Source organism: Paenibacillus herberti (genome assembly GCF_002233675.1).
GTDB classification, from domain to species: domain Bacteria; phylum Bacillota; class Bacilli; order Paenibacillales; family Paenibacillaceae; genus Paenibacillus_O; species Paenibacillus_O herberti.
In genome coordinates, this window is sequence record NZ_NMUQ01000004.1 from 91415 (window position 1) to 108035 (window position 16621).

14 protein-coding genes and 1 riboswitch are annotated in these 16621 nt (G+C 53.8%); of the genes, 3 read left to right on the forward strand and 11 right to left on the reverse strand.

All coding sequences use genetic code 11. From position 1 onward, the window contains the following. Window positions 1-8: 8 nt before the first annotated feature. Window positions 9-1757, reverse strand: coding sequence for a succinate dehydrogenase flavoprotein subunit (gene sdhA / locus CGZ75_RS22945; RefSeq protein ID WP_089526682.1), 1749 nt, complete (start codon window positions 1755-1757; stop codon window positions 9-11). 29 nt (window positions 1758-1786) lie between these two features. Continuing rightward, a complete protein-coding gene (locus CGZ75_RS22950; protein WP_089526684.1) occupies window positions 1787-2452 on the reverse strand; it encodes a succinate dehydrogenase cytochrome b558 subunit in 666 nt (221 codons plus the stop codon). 241 nt (window positions 2453-2693) lie between these two features. Between CGZ75_RS22950 and CGZ75_RS22955 the strand changes: the two genes are divergently transcribed. Further along, a complete protein-coding gene (locus tag CGZ75_RS22955) occupies window positions 2694-3620 on the forward strand; it encodes a LysR family transcriptional regulator (RefSeq protein ID WP_089526686.1) in 927 nt (308 codons plus the stop codon). 65 nt (window positions 3621-3685) lie between these two features. Here the strand turns inward: CGZ75_RS22955 and CGZ75_RS22960 are convergent, their stop codons facing one another. Continuing rightward, complete coding sequence (locus CGZ75_RS22960; RefSeq protein ID WP_089526687.1) at window positions 3686-4369, reverse strand: potassium channel family protein; 684 nt, start codon at window positions 4367-4369, stop codon at window positions 3686-3688. Between the two features lie 21 nt (window positions 4370-4390). After that, window positions 4391-5743, reverse strand: a complete 1353-nt coding sequence (locus tag CGZ75_RS22965; RefSeq protein ID WP_089526690.1) for a TrkH family potassium uptake protein — start codon at window positions 5741-5743, stop codon at window positions 4391-4393. 64 nt (window positions 5744-5807) lie between these two features. Further along, window positions 5808-5986, reverse strand: a riboswitch (cyclic di-AMP (ydaO/yuaA leader). 239 nt (window positions 5987-6225) lie between these two features. On the opposite strand from CGZ75_RS22965, the gene CGZ75_RS22970 reads away from it, so the two are divergent. Further along, window positions 6226-7851 (forward strand): CPBP family intramembrane glutamic endopeptidase, encoded by a 1626-nt coding sequence (locus CGZ75_RS22970; RefSeq protein WP_089526692.1) that lies wholly within the window; start codon window positions 6226-6228, stop codon window positions 7849-7851. Window positions 7852-8055: 204 nt separating this feature from the next. Here CGZ75_RS22970 and uvrC read toward each other — a convergent pair whose 3' ends face one another. After that, the gene (uvrC, locus tag CGZ75_RS22975; RefSeq protein WP_089526693.1) at window positions 8056-10116 is read right to left on the reverse strand and encodes an excinuclease ABC subunit UvrC; all 2061 of its coding nucleotides are present in this window, start codon (window positions 10114-10116) and stop codon (window positions 8056-8058) included. A 225-nt stretch (window positions 10117-10341) separates the two neighbouring features. On the opposite strand from uvrC, the gene CGZ75_RS22980 reads away from it, so the two are divergent. Then, window positions 10342-10497 carry a YqzM family protein gene (locus tag CGZ75_RS22980; protein ID WP_089526695.1) on the forward strand — a complete coding sequence of 52 codons (156 nt, stop codon included), beginning with the start codon at window positions 10342-10344 and terminating at the stop codon, window positions 10495-10497. 120 nt (window positions 10498-10617) lie between these two features. Here CGZ75_RS22980 and CGZ75_RS22985 read toward each other — a convergent pair whose 3' ends face one another. From CGZ75_RS22985 to CGZ75_RS23010, 6 genes are all read right to left on the reverse strand, one after another. Beyond that, window positions 10618-10812: a YezD family protein gene (locus tag CGZ75_RS22985; protein ID WP_089526697.1), complete on the reverse strand. Its 195-nt coding sequence runs from the start codon at window positions 10810-10812 to the stop codon at window positions 10618-10620. Between the two features lie 3 nt (window positions 10813-10815). Further along, window positions 10816-11706 carry a sulfate ABC transporter permease subunit CysW gene (gene cysW / locus CGZ75_RS22990; protein ID WP_089526699.1) on the reverse strand — a complete coding sequence of 297 codons (891 nt, stop codon included), beginning with the start codon at window positions 11704-11706 and terminating at the stop codon, window positions 10816-10818. Between the two features lie 13 nt (window positions 11707-11719). Continuing rightward, the gene (gene cysT / locus CGZ75_RS22995) at window positions 11720-12553 is read right to left on the reverse strand and encodes a sulfate ABC transporter permease subunit CysT (protein ID WP_089526701.1); all 834 of its coding nucleotides are present in this window, start codon (window positions 12551-12553) and stop codon (window positions 11720-11722) included. Between the two features lie 48 nt (window positions 12554-12601). Then, complete coding sequence (locus CGZ75_RS23000) at window positions 12602-13744, reverse strand: sulfate ABC transporter substrate-binding protein (RefSeq protein ID WP_089526703.1); 1143 nt, start codon at window positions 13742-13744, stop codon at window positions 12602-12604. A gap of 305 nt (window positions 13745-14049) precedes the next feature. Continuing rightward, on the reverse strand, window positions 14050-15027 hold the full coding sequence (dnaI, locus tag CGZ75_RS23005; protein ID WP_089526705.1) for a primosomal protein DnaI: 978 nt from the start codon (window positions 15025-15027) through the stop codon (window positions 14050-14052). A gap of 37 nt (window positions 15028-15064) precedes the next feature. Further along, entirely contained in the window at window positions 15065-16588 is a 1524-nt protein-coding gene (locus CGZ75_RS23010) for a replication initiation and membrane attachment family protein (protein WP_089526706.1), read from the reverse strand. Window positions 16589-16621: the final 33 nt, after the last annotated feature.

Genomic DNA, 16621 nt, shown 5'->3' on the forward strand with positions numbered 1-16621 from the left:
CCTCCTCATTAGGATTTATTGCTCGAGTAGTCGCGTTTACGCGGTTTGATGAGTGACGTATCGATTTCCTCGTAGGAAATTTCCGGACCTTCCGGCGTAAACTTGGCAATCGTCGTTTTGAGGAAATTATCGTCGTCGCGTTCCGGGAAGTCCGGCTTGTAGTGAGCGCCACGGCTCTCGTCGCGTAGCAGAGCTCCCTTGGTCATCGCTTCGGCCAGTTCAAACATATTCCACAGCTGACGAGTGAAAGCTACGCCAGCGTTGTTCCAGCGAGCCGTATCGTTGATGTTGATGTTGTTGAAGCGCTGTTTGAGCTCTTTGATTTTGTGGATTGTTTTTTCCAAACGGTTGTTGTAACGCACAACGGTCATGTTGTTAGTCATCCACTCGCCAAGCTCTTTGGCCAGTACATAAGCGTTCTCCGTGCCATTCATCTTGAGGATGGACTCATAATTGTCCGTACGCAGCGTAACCTCGCGGTCAAATATGCTGGCCGAAGCATCCTCTGCTGAAGACTTGAGACCTTTGATGTACTCAACCGCTTTTGGTCCGGTAACCATGCCGCCAAAGATGGCGGACAGCAGCGAGTTCGCGCCGAGACGGTTCGCGCCATGGTATTGGTATTCACATTCGCCGCAAGCGAACAGGCCTGGAATATTCGTCATCTGGTTGTAGTCAACCCACATGCCGCCCATTGAATAGTGAACCGCTGGGAAAATTTTCATCGGCAGCTTACGTGGATCGTCGCCGACGAATTTCTCGTAGATCTCAATGATGCCGCCGAGCTTAACATCAAGCTCCTTCGGATCTTTGTGGGAAAGATCAAGGTAAACCATATTCTCGCCGTTGATGCCGAGATTCTGGTCCACGCAGACGGAGAAAATCTCGCGCGTCGCAATATCACGAGGTACGAGGTTGCCGTAGGCCGGATACTTCTCTTCGAGGAAGTACCAAGGCTTGCCGTCTTTGTAGGTCCAGATGCGTCCGCCTTCACCGCGTGCCGATTCCGACATCAGACGGTTTTTGTCATCGCCGGGAATGGCCGTTGGGTGGATCTGAATCATCTCGCCGTTGGCATAGTTAACGCCCTGTTGGTACACCGCGCTCGCCGCTGTGCCCGTATTGATGACCGAGTTGGTCGTTTTGCCGAAAATGATACCAGGACCACCAGTCGCCAGGATGACCGCATCGGCACGGAAGGAATGGACTTCCATCGTGCGCAGGTCCTGACCGGTGATACCGCGGCAGACGCCATCGTCATCCAAAACAGCGCCCATGAACTCAAAGTGCTCATGCTTGCTTACGAGGCCAGCAGCTTCCCAGCGACGCACCTGCTCGTCCAAAGCGTACAGCAACTGCTGGCCGGTTGTTGCGCCGGCAAATGCCGTGCGGTGATACTGCGTTCCGCCGAAACGGCGGAAGTCCAGCAAGCCCTCTGGTGTACGGCTGAACATAACGCCCATGCGGTCCATCAGATGGATGATGCCGGGAGCTGCTTCGCACATCGCTTTGACCGGCGGTTGGTTCGCGAGGAAGTCGCCACCGTAAACGGTGTCATCAAAATGCTCCCAAGGGGAATCTCCTTCACCCTTCGTATTTACGGCGCCGTTGATGCCGCCCTGCGCGCATACGGAGTGGGAGCGCTTTACCGGAACGAGCGAGAAAAGATTAACATGCACGCCCGCCTCGGCTGCTTTAATTGTTGCCATCAAGCCGGCAAGTCCGCCGCCGACGACGATAATATTATTTTTGGCCATGAGTGTATAGGTCCTCCTTGTCTAACGTGTTAACCGATCCAGGTCCTTACTGCTGAAGCTGTTTCCGCGAATTCTTCGCTTCTGAACGCCACAATGGAGAGCAGGAACAGTGTCGATACGATTACGAACACCCCAATCCAGATATAGGAGGAGATGCGCTGAGCGCGCGGTCCGACCGTAATACCCCAGCTCACGAGGAATGACCACATGCCGTTGGCGAAATGGAATACCGCAGCGAGAACGCCGATCGTGTAGAGAACAACGCTAACTGGATTTGTGAATATTTCGTACATTTGATTGCCGAGCTGCTCGTGGGTCAGATTGCCGACCAGTACCTGGTAGCGGGTCTGATAAACATGCCACACGATGAAGATAAACGTAATGACACCCGAAATACGCTGCAGCGTAAAGGCCCAGTTCCGGCCATATTGGAAACGGGAGTTATTCCAGTTCGACTGGTAAGCGACGTAAAGTCCATATACGCCGTGGAAGAAGAGTGGCAAGAAAATGCCAAAAATCTCCAAGAAGTAGATCAATGGCAGGCCGTTGAGCAATGCTACGCTCTTATTGAACCCCTCCAGACCTCCCTCAAACGCCGAATAGTTGGTGATGGCGTGATTGACGAGGAATAATGCAAGCGGAATCACCCCGAGCAAGGAGTGAATCTTGCGCGTCAAATAGGAATTTCCTTTCATAAATAATACGATCTCCTTTCCAGCCGTTTGAATGCGTAATCATCATTGAAGAAACCTCATTTATTTTACATCCCGTGTCAGACAGCGTCAACAAAACACGACAGCTTTCGACCTCGACATGACACAGATTAGCCACAGTTTCCATCCTACTCCCTTTTCACTTATAAAGATATTGTTTATTTTTTATACAATGTTATAACATAAACGCATAAGTAAAGGTTTAAAAACAGGAGGAATCCATATGCAGGAGGATTTGCAGCTGTTCGCTGCTATTGTTGAGCAATCCAGCATGAATAAAGCATCGGCACTACTCAATTTGTCACAGCCTGCGCTCTCTCGCAAAATCGCCAAGCTAGAAAGCGAGCTTGGTGTGCCCTTGTTCCGCCGCGTAGGACGCCGCCTTGAACTGACCCGCATCGGCGAATTGACTTACGATTACGCCGTGCAGCTGCGTCAGATGCACCGGCAATATTTGCTTACACTTGCGGAATTTAAGCAGTCGCATCGCTTCACCTTGACGATCGGCGCCAGCCTGACAACGCTGCAGACGACGCTGCCGGATCTCATCCAGGCGTTGACCGGAAGTCATCCGGAGATCGACATTAAGGTCGTCACCGGCAAAACGCATGAGATCGTCTCGCTTGTCCGTGAAAAGAAAATTGAGCTCGGACTTGTGGCATCCCTCATTGACGCCCCTCAACTGCATAGTGTACGCCTGTTCGATGATCATCTTGAACTCGTGCTGCCACGCGGGCGCATGCTGGGAGACAAAATCGGCATCAAGGACCTAGACGGCCTTCCGATGATCCTCTTCTCAAAGGGCACCTGGTTCCGCAACTTTACCGATGAGCTGTTCGATACGTACAGCCTGCATCCCGATGTGCGTATGGAGATCGACTCCTTCGAGGCCATCCTTCGGCTGCTGCATACATGCAGCGCCGCAACGCTGCTCCCTCGCTCCTATATCCGGACGCAAATGCTGGAAGACAACGATCTGCTTGTCTCACCAATTCCTGAGCTCAAAGGGATGCGTCGCACAACCTCGCTCATTCATGGCGATCCTTCCTTGCTAGAGCCGATCGTTCGCCAATGGATTACGGAGGCAGCAGCAAGTTTTGCGGCCCGCTCGCGTTCAGCGCTGAATGCCAAAGGCGGACTTCCAGGTTGAATCGGTTGAGACGGTTGAGACGGTTGAGACGATTTAGTCGGTTCAGCCTCGGAGGCTGAGTTCAGTTAGCGCTCGCTAACATCTTTCTCGAAGCTCTCGATTCCATCATTAGTACCAATGATAACCATAATGTCTTTTTCCTCCAACACCTGCTCGGCCTTAGGCGCGATAATGACACCATTCGGCTTATTAACGGCGACGATGCTGCAACCATACCTTTTGCGCGGGTCGATATCGGCCAGCGTTTTGCCGGACAGGCATTGCGGAACAGAAAGCTCTGCCACGGAATAATCCGAGGACAGCTCGATGTAGTCCAGCAGATTGGGCGACACGAGCTGATGCGCAACGCGAATGCCCATATCCCGCTCCGGGTAGATGACCCTGTCTGCGCCAAGCTTCTCAAGCACCCTACCGTGCAGCTCAGTCACTGCTTTGACGACGACCTTTTTGACGCCACAATCCTTCACCAGAATTGCCGTCATGATGCTTGCCTGAATATCACCGCCAATCGCTACGATGCAGCAGTCAAAATTGCGAATGCCAAGCGAACGCAGCGCTTCCTCATCGGTAGAGTCGGCGCATACCGTGTGCGTCAGTAAGCTGCTCATATCGTCGACCAGTTCTTCACTGCGATCGATGCCAAGCACCTCATGTCCAAGATGTACAAGCTCCTTAGCCAAGCTGGACCCGAAGCGGCCCAATCCGATCACGCAAAACTGACTTCCTTTTCCTTTTGTCCCCTTGCCCATTGTTTCTCTTTATTTCCCTTCTTATCCGATAATAATCTTGCCTTCTGGATGTTTGTACACTTCTTTGCTTTGTTTCGGTCGCAGTGCAAAAGCCATCGTGAGCGGGCCGAGCCGGCCAGCGAACATGACCAAGCTAAGGACTACCTTGCTAACGTCCTGCAATCCCGGTGTAATGCCTGTGCTCAAGCCAACTGTGCCGAACGCCGAAACGGTCTCGAATAAAATACGCAGGAAATCTCGATCCTCGAGTGTACATAAAATCATCGTTGATGCCAGGACAATTGCAATCGAAAGCATCGTAATGGTTAATGCCTTCATAATTCGCTCCTTGGCCAGCCGACTACGGAACAGCACGATGTCTTCCTTGCCTCTGAGCATCGCCCACATCGCCGCAACGAGCGTCATAAACGTTGTCGTTTTGATACCGCCCCCGGTGGAACCAGGAGAGGCTCCAATAAACATGAGTATGATCATGAAAAATAGACTGGCTTGTGTCATAGCCCCAATATCGATCGAGTTCGGTCCGGCGGTACGGGTCGATACCGACTGGAACAACGAGGCTAACAGCTTGCCGCCGAAATCAAGTGGCCCCATCGTTTTGGCATTGCTGAATTCAAATAAGAAAATAACAATTGTTCCGATTACGATCAGCCCGCCCGATGTTAACAGCACGACTTTTGAATGAAGCGTCAATCGGCGTTTCCGCCGAAAATCCATCAAATCCGAAAGCACGATGAATCCTAGTCCTCCTAGTATGATCAGGGCGACAGTAACCAGATTCACGAGCGGATCGGCTACATAGCTGGTCATACTACTGTAATTACCCATAATGTCGAATCCGGCGTTGTTGAACATCGATATCGCATGGAAAATGCCAAAGTATAACGCTCGTCCCGGCGGCATATCGTACATGAAACGGATCGTATACAACAGCGCGCCACAAGCTTCGATGACAAAAGAGTAAAGCAATACTCTTCGAATGAGGCGGACAATGCCTTCCATCGAGCCCTGGTTCATCGCTTCCTGCAGCAGCAGCCGCTCCTTAAGCGAAATCCGCTTGCGCAACATAATTGCGAACAAAGTCGCCATCGTCATGAAGCCGAGCCCGCCGACCTGGATCAGGATCAGGATGATCGCCTGTCCAGCCGTAGAGTAATGCGTACCGGTGTCAACAACGACAAGCCCGGTCACACAAGCTGCCGAGGTCGCAGTAAACAGCGCGTCGATCCAGCGCGTACCAGCGCCGTCCGCCGTGGCGAAGGGCTGCATGAGTAGCAGGGAGCCGATCAAAATAATCAGCGCAAAACCGGCAATCAGGATGCGCGGCGGCGAAGGGATGAGGAGTTGCCGCAGCTGCGGCTTCCAAGCGGACATGTGTATTCGTTCTCCTTTTCAGCACGACAAAAAGCACCGGAAACACCCGGTGCTTAGCGCCTGTGAGTCCTGTCATGCAGCCTCCGAGGTTAGCTGACGGATTCGGGCGTGACGGACGCCCTATCTGGTCGGAGTATATTACCTCCGACCAGAATTCACCCCTTGCGGCCGTTGTTACCCGCTACGGCGCGCGTTGGTTCCCCCGTTTCCAATATAATAAGTGGAATTCGGCTGTTCTACATGGTCGGATTTGATTATATAGGATAGAGGACAGCTTACCAAATGCGCCTGCATGGCATTGAAGGCGATTTGGCCCCTTGTGAAGGGCTGGCGTCATTGAAACATGCCGGTATCCCCGCCGTGCTCATTCTTTTGAACTCTGGCTCACTCAGGCGGGGAAACAACATGGATAAAAAGAAAGCAGCTGTGGTAAGGTTATAACAGTATCTTGTGCGGAAGCATCATCGACAAGGAGGACATGTATGTTATCATCCCGTCAGGATAAGGCAACGCGTAGGTATTTCTGGTTTGGCATAATCGGCGCTGCCTTATTCATTATTTTGCAAATTCTCCCCTCTGCTTCAGGCATATTCGGCCAAACGGAGCAGGGACAGCCTGTTAGCCGGGAGCAGGCACTGGAGTCAGCATCGACCTTTGCTCAGCAACGCTTCCATGCTCTGCCTCAAAATTCCCGAGCTGTGCATCAGGCCGATCGCCAAATGACCGGTTATCTGGCCAAGGAAAAGCTGATCAAAACGTTCGATAGCGGCGCCGGCCGGAAAGTTCCGGTGGACCTGTGGCAGGTGACCCAAAACTTTGAAGATGGGCGCAGAGTCATCGTCGACATCGGCATGACGACTGGCCGCGTTGTCGGTTGGCAGCAACTGCTGGGACCCGCCGGCGGCGAGATGCAGACCATGGAGCTGCAGGGGCCCGATCTTGACAAAGCCGTACAGCAAGAGGCTGATTCGCTCGGTCTCGGCTTGCTGAAACGCATTGACGGAGATGAGAATACAGGGAGCTCCGTCCGATATGAAGCAACGGCTATCACAATCAGCGAGGCACGCCTGCTCGTGACGGCCGCGGGCGAGAGCTCGGCAGCCGGCAGCTTGCTGACCGGCTTCCAGCCGCAGTACGAAGCGCCTGCAGCCTACAATGCGTATACGGAGGAGCAAGATCGCATCGGAGCGAGTCTGTCACTGTTTGGCAACCTGCTGCCATCCGGCATCCTGCTTATACTGGCGGTCATTTACGCTATCGTCATGCGCCGCTACACTTCTTTCCGACGCGGCTGGGCGCTGTCTCTCGTTTTCCTTACTTTTTACGCCATCAACAATTTCAATATGCTGGATGGTCTGAGGGCACTGTACGGCCATGAGGTCAATTCCGAGTTGGTGGTAACGGCCCAATTGGTGTTCATGATGATTATGACGGTCATAATGGCGCTATCCGCATACTTCTCACTCGTTGCTGGGGATGGTCTGTGGAGAGCTCAAGGCCGGATACTCTGGACAGCCGGCTCCGAGCCGAGCTACGGCTCGGAAGCTTGGAGCAGCATGAAGCTCGCGTATGTGTTCACATTCATTATACTTGGACTGCAAACGATCATCCTCGGCGGACTGTCTGTGGCTACCGGAGCATGGTCAACGACCGATGTGACTCAGTCCCCCTATAATACCGCGGCCATGTGGCTGATTCCGCTACTGGCGTGGTGCGCAGCTATCCAGGAGGAGGCCGTTTACCGGCTGTTCGGTACCGGGCTGCTTATGAAATGGTTGAAAAACCCATTCATTGCCGCGCTCATTCCGAACATCATTTGGGCGCTTGGCCATGTGACCTACCCGATCTATCCTTCAACAACGAGATTGATTGAGCTGACGATTATCGGCATGCTCTTCAGCTTCATTTTCCTGCGATATGGATTCTTCACAGCCGTGTTCACCCATGCCATCATGAACACCGTGCTTATGTCTGTATCGCTCTTCTTAAGCGGCCAGCCGCTGGAGCTGCTGGCCGGAGTTGTGTACATCTTTGCGCCAGTGGCGGTTGCTTGGCTAATGCGGCGATACGGCGCGAAGCGCAGCGCTCAGCCTTACGCTCCCGTCTAGGTGAAAGTTTTAACGGACGGTACGCTATTGTAATGCTAAAAGGGGCTGTACCTGAGTCATCTAACGATGACTTTGGTACAGCCCCATCTTTTTATGAAAGTTCCTATCGCTTCGCTTCAACATAGCGTCTCTCCGTTCCTTTACTCTGGGAAAACCCTCCATTTTGCTGAAATAAGACTTCTCAGGTCCGTTACGCGTGAACGGCTACTCCTGGCGCAACTCATCGACAATTCGCTGGGCGAGTTTGTCACCAATTCCAAGCGGACGAAAATCATCTACCGATGCCTCGCGAATTTTCTTCAGCGAACCGAAGTGCTTGAGCAACTGTTGGCGCCGCTTCTCGCCGATGCCGGAAATGGAGTCCAAGCGTGACTCCACCATCGACTTGCCGCGCTGCTCGCGATGGAAGGTGATCGCAAAGCGATGCACCTCCTCCTGGATGCGCTGCAGCAAATAGAATTCCTGGCTGTCGCGCGGAAGCACGATCGGCTCCGGCGGATCGCCTACCATGAGCTGCGCCGTTTTATGCTTGGCATCCTTGACAAGACCGCAAACCGGCACATGCAAGCCCAGCTCATTTTCGAGAATGTCGACCGCGGCGCTGATCTGTCCTTTGCCGCCGTCCACAACAATGAGATCCGGCAGCGGCAGCCCTTCCTTGAGCACCCGCTCGTACCGGCGGCGAATGACCTCGCGCATCGTCTCATAATCATCCGGCCCTTGCACGGTCCGCACCTTATATTTGCGATACTCTTTTTTGTCCGGCTTGCCCTCCGTGAACACGACCATCGCCGAGACGGGATTTGTCCCTTGAATATTGGAGTTGTCAAAAGCCTCAATACGGCGAATATCTGTCATACCCAAATAGGCAGCCAGACCAGAGGAAGCCTTGACGCTGCGCTCTTCGTCGCGCTCGATAAGCTTGAACTTTTCGACCAGCGTCACTTTGGCGTTGCCCTCCGCCATAGCGACGACATCGCGCTTGCGGCCGCGCTGCGGCATAAACACTTTGACCTTCAGCCAGCTCTGCAATGCGGTGCGCACATCCTCGGCCGCGGAACTAGGAGCCGGTTCCGGCTCAGAAGGTTCCGCCACATCGGAGGCGTCTATGCCGCCGAAGAGCTTGAAGGTTTGGCGCAAGGTTATAGCCGGAAGGCTTGCTCCTTCTTCAGAGTTGAGCGCTGCTGCGGTCGGAATGCCAGCTTCCTCTTCAGAGCTGGCTCCTGCTGCCGCTGGAACGCTAGCTCCTTCTTCAGAGGAGCTGACCACTGCTGCAGCCGGCATGCCTGCTTCAGCTGCGGCTTTGGCCGCTTCTACTTGAACCACCTGAATCGCTTCCGGCAGCGGCAGTAGAATTTCTTTGGGCAGCGCCGGATTGTCACTGTAGTACTGGGTGACGAACGTCATGAAGTCGTCATAGGCCTCCCCATAATACGGGAAGGAGGACGTCCGTCGCTCAATGAGCTTGCCGCTGCGCATATACAAAATCTGCACACACATCCAGCCCTTGTCGGTGGCGTAACCGAACACGTCGCGATCCAGCGCGTCGGACAGCGTGATCTTCTGTTTCTCCATCACCGCGTCGATGGCTAGAATCTGGTCACGGTATTCCTTGGCGCGCTCGAACTCCATCGCTTCTGCCGCCACGCCCATTTTGCGCTGAAGCTCAGCCTTCACCTCATCCTGCCCACCGTTCAGGAAACGGGTAATCTCCTGCACCATCGCTTCATACGTGCCTGGCTCGATCTCGAACTCGCAAGGCGCAATGCACTGGCCGAGATGATAATACAGGCATACTTTGTCGGGAAGCGTGTTGCATTTGCGCAGTGGGTAAAGTCGATCTAGCAGCTTTTTTGTCTGCTGTGCCGCGTAGGCGTTCGGGTAAGGGCCAAAATACTTGCCCTTATCCTTAATAATCCTCCGCGTAACCTCAAGCTTGGGATGCTTCTCGTTCGTTATTTTGATATAAGGGAACGTCTTGTCATCCTTGAGCAATACGTTGTAGCGCGGATGATACTGCTTGATCAAGTTGCACTCCAGGATGAGCGCTTCCATGTTGCTTGCGGTAACAATATATTCAAAGTCCCGAATTTCCGAGACAAGACGCTGCGTTTTGCCGTTATGCGTACCGTTAAAATAAGAGCGAACCCGGTTTTTGAGCACCTTGGCCTTGCCTACGTAAATGATGGTGCCTTCGCCGTTTTTCATCAGATAACAGCCCGGCAGATCGGGCAATAACGCTAGCTTGTCCTTGATGTGATCCATCGCTTGAGAAGCCTCCCCTCCGCGGCAGGCGGAGTAATTCCGCTGACTAGCCGTATCGTCTATTGTACCACAGCAAGGCAAGATCTAAGGCAAAATTCGCCTTTACATAAGTTCCGAACTCTGGGTATACTAATAAAAGTTGTCACGATAGCGGCTGATCCCGTGGAACTGTACATAAGCGCCGTGAGGGCTGGGACAGCGATATTGAAGCGAGGAGGACGCACAATGGAGAACGTCAACGTCAGAGATCCGCGCGAGCATGTTAATGAGGAACCGCGCGACGATCTGAAGGATCTCATGTTCGGATTCGGCGGCATGCTCGGATTCATGACCGTAGCTTATATTATTATGGTCATCGTCAAATATATGATCGGCGACTAGTTATCGCTCTTTTAAACAAATGCAATGAACCCCTCGGATCTCGGTCCGAGGGGTTTTTAGATATTACAGAATATAAAGGGAGAAACCGCATAAGCCTTTACCTTTAAGCTGACTGGCCCATTAAGACTGGCTGGCCGCAGGCGTTATCGTCTGCTGCCGGCTCAACGTCGGATCAAACCGCTTGCGTTCCGTGCGGTCTATTTGTACGATGCGGCCGTCATGCACCGTAATGAGCACGGAGCCGTACTCCAAACCATTGACCTGATCCGCAATGCGGTCCAGCCACGCTTCGTCCAATTCCACAGGTTTAGCCATGTTTTACCCCTCCAAATCTTGATTCCGCTGAGCGGTTTTCCATTCCACCAGACTTTTGGCTCCCAGTGTCAGTAGCGCGAGCAACATAAGCAGCGATGCAGCTGCGAAGGAAGCCGAAAACTGATATTCGTTGTACAAAATTTCTACATGCAGCGGCAGCGTATTTGTCTCACCGCGGATATGGCCGGATACAACCGAGACAGCGCCGAACTCGCCCATCGCCCGTGCATTACAAAGCACGAGTCCATAAAGCAGCGCCCACTTGATGTTAGGCAAAGTTACACTCCAGAAGATGCGGAAGCCCTTCGCTCCAAGCGTTGCGGCCGCCTCTTCCTCCTGGGTCCCCTGGGCTTGCATAAGCGGGATCAGCTCCCGGGCAACAAAAGGAAACGTGACAAACATCGTCGCCAAAATAATGCCCGGCGGAGCAAATACAATCTGCAATCCACGCTCGTCAAACCACGGGCCGAGATAACCTTGTGCGCCGAAGAGCAGCAAAAACATGAAGCCAGCAATAACCGGAGATACAGAGAAAGGTAGATCAATCAGGGTGAGCAGCAGATTTTTACCCCTGAAGGAGAACTTGGCGATCAGCCATGAAGCAGCGATGCCGAAAATCGTGTTGAGCGGCACGGCGATAACGGCGACGAGCAGCGTGAGCTTGAGTGCCGACACCGCGTCGGGATCGGTCATCGCACTGATATAAACATTCCAGCCGCGTTTCAGACCTTCCACGAATACGGTAATGAGCGGCAGCAGCACAACAGCGGCGAGGAAAATGACAGCGATGGTGATGAGCAGCCATTTGACGGCAGGCGACTCCGATGTCGGCCTTCCCCGCTCCGCAGTTGGAGCGCCATGTGCGGGACGAGAGGTTGCGATTCCACCAGCCATGTGGGACCTCCTCCTATTCCGCCAGAGCGCGCTTGCCGGCACGCCACTGGATGTAGTTGATGAGAAGCAACATGGCAAAAGATATTAACAACAGCACAACCGCTATCGCCGTCGCCTGCTCGAGCTCGAAAGACTCCAACCGGGTCATAATGAGCAGCGGAGCGATCTCCGTTTTCATCGGCATATTGCCGGAAATGAACACGACCGAGCCATACTCACCGATTCCTCGCGCAAAAGCAAGAGCGAAACCGGTCAGCAGCGCTGGAGTCAGCTCCGGCAGCACAACGCGAAGCACCGTGCGCCAGCGGCCCGCGCCAAGCATGGCGGCTGCCTCCTCCATTTCTTTGTCCAGATCCTGCAGCACCGGCTGCACCGTCCGAACGATGAAGGGAAGACCGATAAATATAAGCGCGATTGTAATCCCTAGCGGCGTGAACGCCACCTTGATGCCGAGCGGCTCCAGCCACTGGCCGATCCAGCCGTTCGGCGCGTAGATCGCCGTCAGGGCAATGCCCGCAACTGCTGTCGGCAACGCGAAGGGCAGATCAACCAAGCTGTCGAGAAATCGCCTGCCAGGGAAGTTGTACCGCACCAGCACCCAGGCAACAATGAGGCCGAATACGACATTGACCAGCGCAGCGGCAAGCGAGGTCAGCAGACTGATCCGATAAGAAGCCACAACCCGGGGAGCCGTCACGGTTGACCAGAACTCCGCCCAGCTGAGCTCCATCGTTTTCAGGATGACGCAGGATAGCGGGATAAGCACGATAATGCCAAGGTAGAACACTGTGATGCCCATTGTGAGGCCGAAGCCAGGCAAAACACTGCGCGTCCGGGAACCTTTCATGTGAAGTCAGCTCCTGTACAGAATGAATGATTCGGGCAGTTCAAAGGTTTATTTAGAACCCGGCTTATAAATTTCATCAAACGTTCCGCCCTCGGCAAAGTGTTTCTTCTGTGCTTCCGCCCAGCCGCCAAAATCCTTATCGATCTGCAGCAGCTCTAGCTCTTTGAATTTATCCTTGTACTGAGCAGCGATGTCCGGGTTTATCGGGCGATAAAAATGATCAGCGGCAATCCTCTGCCCTTCCTCGGTATACAGATACTTCAGATACGCCTCGGCTACCTCGCGAGTGCCCCTGTCATCCACAACTTTGTCCACAATCGCTACCGGTGGCTCCGCCAAAATACTCAGCGATGGATAGACGATCTCGAATTTATCTCCAAGCTCTTTCTGAGATAGGAACGCCTCGTTCTCCCAAGCCAGAAGCACGTCGCCGATGCCCCGCTCGGTGAACGTCGTTGTTGATCCACGGGCTCCGGAATCAAGCACTGGTACGTTTTGGAATAGTTGTTTCATGAATTCCTTCGTTTTGGTCTCGTCTCCGCCATCCTGCTTCTGTGCATATCCCCATGCCGCCAAGTAGTTCCAGCGTGCGCCGCCGGATGTTGCCGGGTTCGGCGTAATAACCTCGACGTCAGGTTTTACGAGATCGTTCCAATCCTTAATGCCTTTTGGATTGCCTTTGCGGACGAGGAATACGATCGTAGACGTGTAAGGAGCGCTATTGGACTGGAACTTGGACTTCCAGTCCTTGTTTATCAGCCCACGCTCGGCTATCGCATCGATGTCGTACCCAAGAGCCAGCGTTACTACGTCGGCCTTCAGGCCGCTGATAACAGATAGAGACTGTTTGCCGGAACCGCCATGCGACTGTTTGATTGTCACTTCCTGACCGGTTTTTTTCTTCCAGTACTTCGCAAAGGCAGCATTAAAGGAAACGTACAGTTCGCGTGTCGGGTCATAGGATACGTTAAGCAATTCGACTGGCTCTTTGGGTGTCGTGTTGGCTTCAGTGCCTGTGTTGGCATTGTTGGCCGCGTTAACCCCTGTATTTCCTGCCGGAGTACCCGCACCGCCAGATCCACCATTGTTTGAGTTGCTGTTTCCGGAGCCGCAGGCTGCCAGACCAAGAACGAGCGAAGTGGTGAGAAGCAGAACGGGCAGCTTCAGAAAGCTGTTTTTTTTCTGTGTCATTGAAATACACCCCTTGGTTTAGTTGGTCCGCTCATACCGGTGATCCGGAAACAAGCCGTTAATTCCTAGCTGTTTAGTTGGATTATGGATCAAATCATACCAGTCTATTCCTATTGGTGTCAACGGATTTTTTCAGCAGATGTTATCGAAGTTATAAGAGCAGCTTATAGCGGCTGCAAGGTTTCATCGTCCCTCAGAAAATAAAAAAGGAGATGCTGTCCTCCCCTGTTCGCTGGGCCAACCTTCGGCTTGCGTGTGGGAAAAACATACATCTCCTATTAGGAATGGGCGATACAACGAAACATTTAACCTGCTCCGCCGCCCTCTTCTTTACGTCCGCGCTTATTGGTACCTTTGACCAGGATGACATCGACGAATGGGCGAATCCGATCCATGATCCGGCGGCCCTTATGGTACTCCTCGCCGTCTTTGCTCGTGAAGCTAAAATGCTGCTCCAGATCATCCAGCGCATGGTTAGACGTGTAAAACGTCGGCTTGCGCTCCATCCGATAGTTGAGAATCGCGCCCATCACATGGTCGCGCACCCAGGGGCTCAAATTCTCGGCGCCGATGTCGTCGAAAATCAAAATGTCGGCCTCTTTCATGAGGTCGATCGTTTCCTTCAGGCGCGCCGGCTCACCGAACATCGCCTTGAGATCTTCCACGAAGTCCGGCATGTACACGATGACGCCGGAATAACCGATCTTCGCGAGTTCACCGAGCATGTAGCCCATAAGGAAGGTTTTGCCGGTTCCGAAGGAGCCGGTCAAATACAGTCCCTCCGTCTGCAAGCCCTGCTCCTTAGTCCGGCGGATGTATTCAAGCAGCTTCATGACAGCCTGCGAGCGGGCGCGATCCTTCATTAAAATCTCGTCTGCCGAATAGGAGTCCGCAAGCGTCCGCTCGCTGACATAAAAGCTACGAATCCGCGAGCGAATCTGCTCCTCATTGCGGCGGGCAATGAACTTGCGGCATGCCGTCTTCCGATCGATCAGCCGTAGCTCTCCGGCCGAGGAATCCGCTGACAACAGCGTATAATGCCCCTGATAATCATTCGGGCACTGATCCAGTCCCGGGCATTCGGTACAGTTGCGATGCTCTCGGACATACTGGTAGACCGAATTGGAATTCCGGCGCAGCACATCTTCATTCAGCTCCGGAAATTGCTCCTGCAGCTTGCGGACTTTAGGATCGTTCATCAGCTCGCTCAGTTGCTCGGATGCCTTGGCACGGATCTTATTCCCGCCGGGCATCGAATTCAACAGATCCTTCAACGACTCCATTTGCATCCGCCTCCTTTCTCTTGAGCTCTATCAAAAACTAACGGCCGTCCAGCTTGCGCGCTAACTTGCGCATCTCTTCCAGCTCCTCGTCGGAAATATCCTGATCCGACGAAACATCCTCGCCCGCCACCGGCAGCACCGGTTTACGGGGAATGCCGGCTGCTCCGCGCCGGTAGCCGCCTCCGGAACGGGCTCCGCCAGCGGCGGCGGCAGTACGGCCGCCAGTGCGCGCGCCGCCCTCGCTTTGCGCCTCTTTGCCGCGTTCCAGCTCCTGCTGGCTGCGCACGTAGAGCACAGCTTTCTCGAACTCGTCCACTTGCTGCACAAGCATGTTGGAGGCAACAGCTTCAATGAACGTTTTGGTCACGCGGGAAGTACCCTTCATGCCGAATACGTAATGGACCAGCACATTAATGACTGGAGCCGGCAGCCGATAATGGATATCGATCCGCTCGAATTGCCGCTCGATCCAATCGGGCACCGCTCCTGGGAAAAAGCGCCGCAAGAAACGAGTATGCGGCTCATTGCGCATCAGCATATTGTACTGCTGGATGTCGCAGCGACCGGTGAGCTGGGCTGGCACTGGCAAATAATGCTCCGCCTGCACGCCTTGCTCCGGCACATCCTGCTCGCTTTCCTCCTGTTGCAGCGCGGCGCTATTCGCGCGTCGCTCGCCTTCGCGTTTGCGATCCAGCCGGTAAATCTGAGCCGCCTTCAACTGTAGCTCGTCGGTCAATAGGCTGCCGCTGCTATCGAAGGCGTAGTCCTCGTCCAACAGCCGACATAAATCGGCTGCGCCAATCTCGTATTTGTAGGCGATATAATTAAGCTGAGCCAGCGCATCCTTGTCGCCTCGCAGCCGCTCCACATAAGGTCGGTTGAGCGACCCGCGCGGGAAGCGGTAAAGAATGTCTCCATACTCGATGCCCGCACTCGGCTGCTGTGCTGGCGCGGGAGTTTTGCGCACGGGCGCCGTCTCCTCAAGCGCCTGCTCCAGCTCTGCATCCACTGCGGCGCTGAGGCGGAACAGTTCGTAGAACGGCATCGTAATGTTCTCCCGCTGCAGCTCATGCTGCGCAAGCTCATCCGGCTCACGCTGGAACAGAGAATCCTGGAGCGCCACAACGCCGTACTTGCCCACCTTGTCACGCAGCAGCATGCTCAGATGCTGATTGCGGAAAAACTCCGAAGGCGATTGCGGAGCAAGCAGCTCGTACTCATATGCAACCTCCTCCTGCCCCGGCAAATACAGGCGGCACGTAGTCAGAAGGCCTAACGCTTCCAGCACAGAAGTGCAGCGCACAAGCTCCGTTCGTCCCGTTTCGCTCAAGTCGAGGCCAAGACCTAAAAACAGACGTCGCTGCGTATCAAGCGGTGAATAACCGCTGAAACCCTCCGCCACCTGGTAATAAAGAAGTTGATAGAGAGAGGAGGCAGATGCACCGCTCATCGGCTGATAAATCAGCGTCAGCATCCGCTGGTCAAGCGGGCTGAGCGAGAAATTGCGGTATACGCAAAATCGATGATGCTCCGTAAAATTCAGCTTGCTTCCTATACGCATAAGCGTTCCTCCCCTCCCTATTTCCGTTCAATC

Excerpts from the sequence above, each read along its gene's own strand:
- CGZ75_RS23000 (WP_089526703.1), bottom strand. The coding sequence starts at position 13,744 with ATGACACAGAAAAAAAACAGCTTTCTGAAGCTGCCCGTTCTGCTTCTC.
- CGZ75_RS23010 (WP_089526706.1), bottom strand. The coding sequence starts at position 16,588 with ATGCGTATAGGAAGCAAGCTGAATTTTACGGAGCATCATCGATTTTGC.
- CGZ75_RS22965 (WP_089526690.1), bottom strand. The coding sequence starts at position 5,743 with ATGTCCGCTTGGAAGCCGCAGCTGCGGCAACTCCTCATCCCTTCGCCG.
- sdhA (WP_089526682.1), bottom strand. The coding sequence starts at position 1,757 with ATGGCCAAAAATAATATTATCGTCGTCGGCGGCGGACTTGCCGGCTTG.
- CGZ75_RS22960 (WP_089526687.1), bottom strand. The coding sequence starts at position 4,369 with ATGGGCAAGGGGACAAAAGGAAAAGGAAGTCAGTTTTGCGTGATCGGA.
- dnaI (WP_089526705.1), bottom strand. The coding sequence starts at position 15,027 with ATGGAGTCGTTGAAGGATCTGTTGAATTCGATGCCCGGCGGGAATAAG.
- CGZ75_RS22985 (WP_089526697.1), bottom strand. The coding sequence starts at position 10,812 with ATGGCTAAACCTGTGGAATTGGACGAAGCGTGGCTGGACCGCATTGCG.
- cysW (WP_089526699.1), bottom strand. The coding sequence starts at position 11,706 with ATGGCTGGTGGAATCGCAACCTCTCGTCCCGCACATGGCGCTCCAACT.
- cysT (WP_089526701.1), bottom strand. The coding sequence starts at position 12,553 with ATGAAAGGTTCCCGGACGCGCAGTGTTTTGCCTGGCTTCGGCCTCACA.
- CGZ75_RS22970 (WP_089526692.1), top strand. The coding sequence starts at position 6,226 with ATGTTATCATCCCGTCAGGATAAGGCAACGCGTAGGTATTTCTGGTTT.
- CGZ75_RS22980 (WP_089526695.1), top strand. The coding sequence starts at position 10,342 with ATGGAGAACGTCAACGTCAGAGATCCGCGCGAGCATGTTAATGAGGAA.
- uvrC (WP_089526693.1), bottom strand. The coding sequence starts at position 10,116 with ATGGATCACATCAAGGACAAGCTAGCGTTATTGCCCGATCTGCCGGGC.
- CGZ75_RS22950 (WP_089526684.1), bottom strand. The coding sequence starts at position 2,452 with ATGAAAGGAAATTCCTATTTGACGCGCAAGATTCACTCCTTGCTCGGG.
- CGZ75_RS22955 (WP_089526686.1), top strand. The coding sequence starts at position 2,694 with ATGCAGGAGGATTTGCAGCTGTTCGCTGCTATTGTTGAGCAATCCAGC.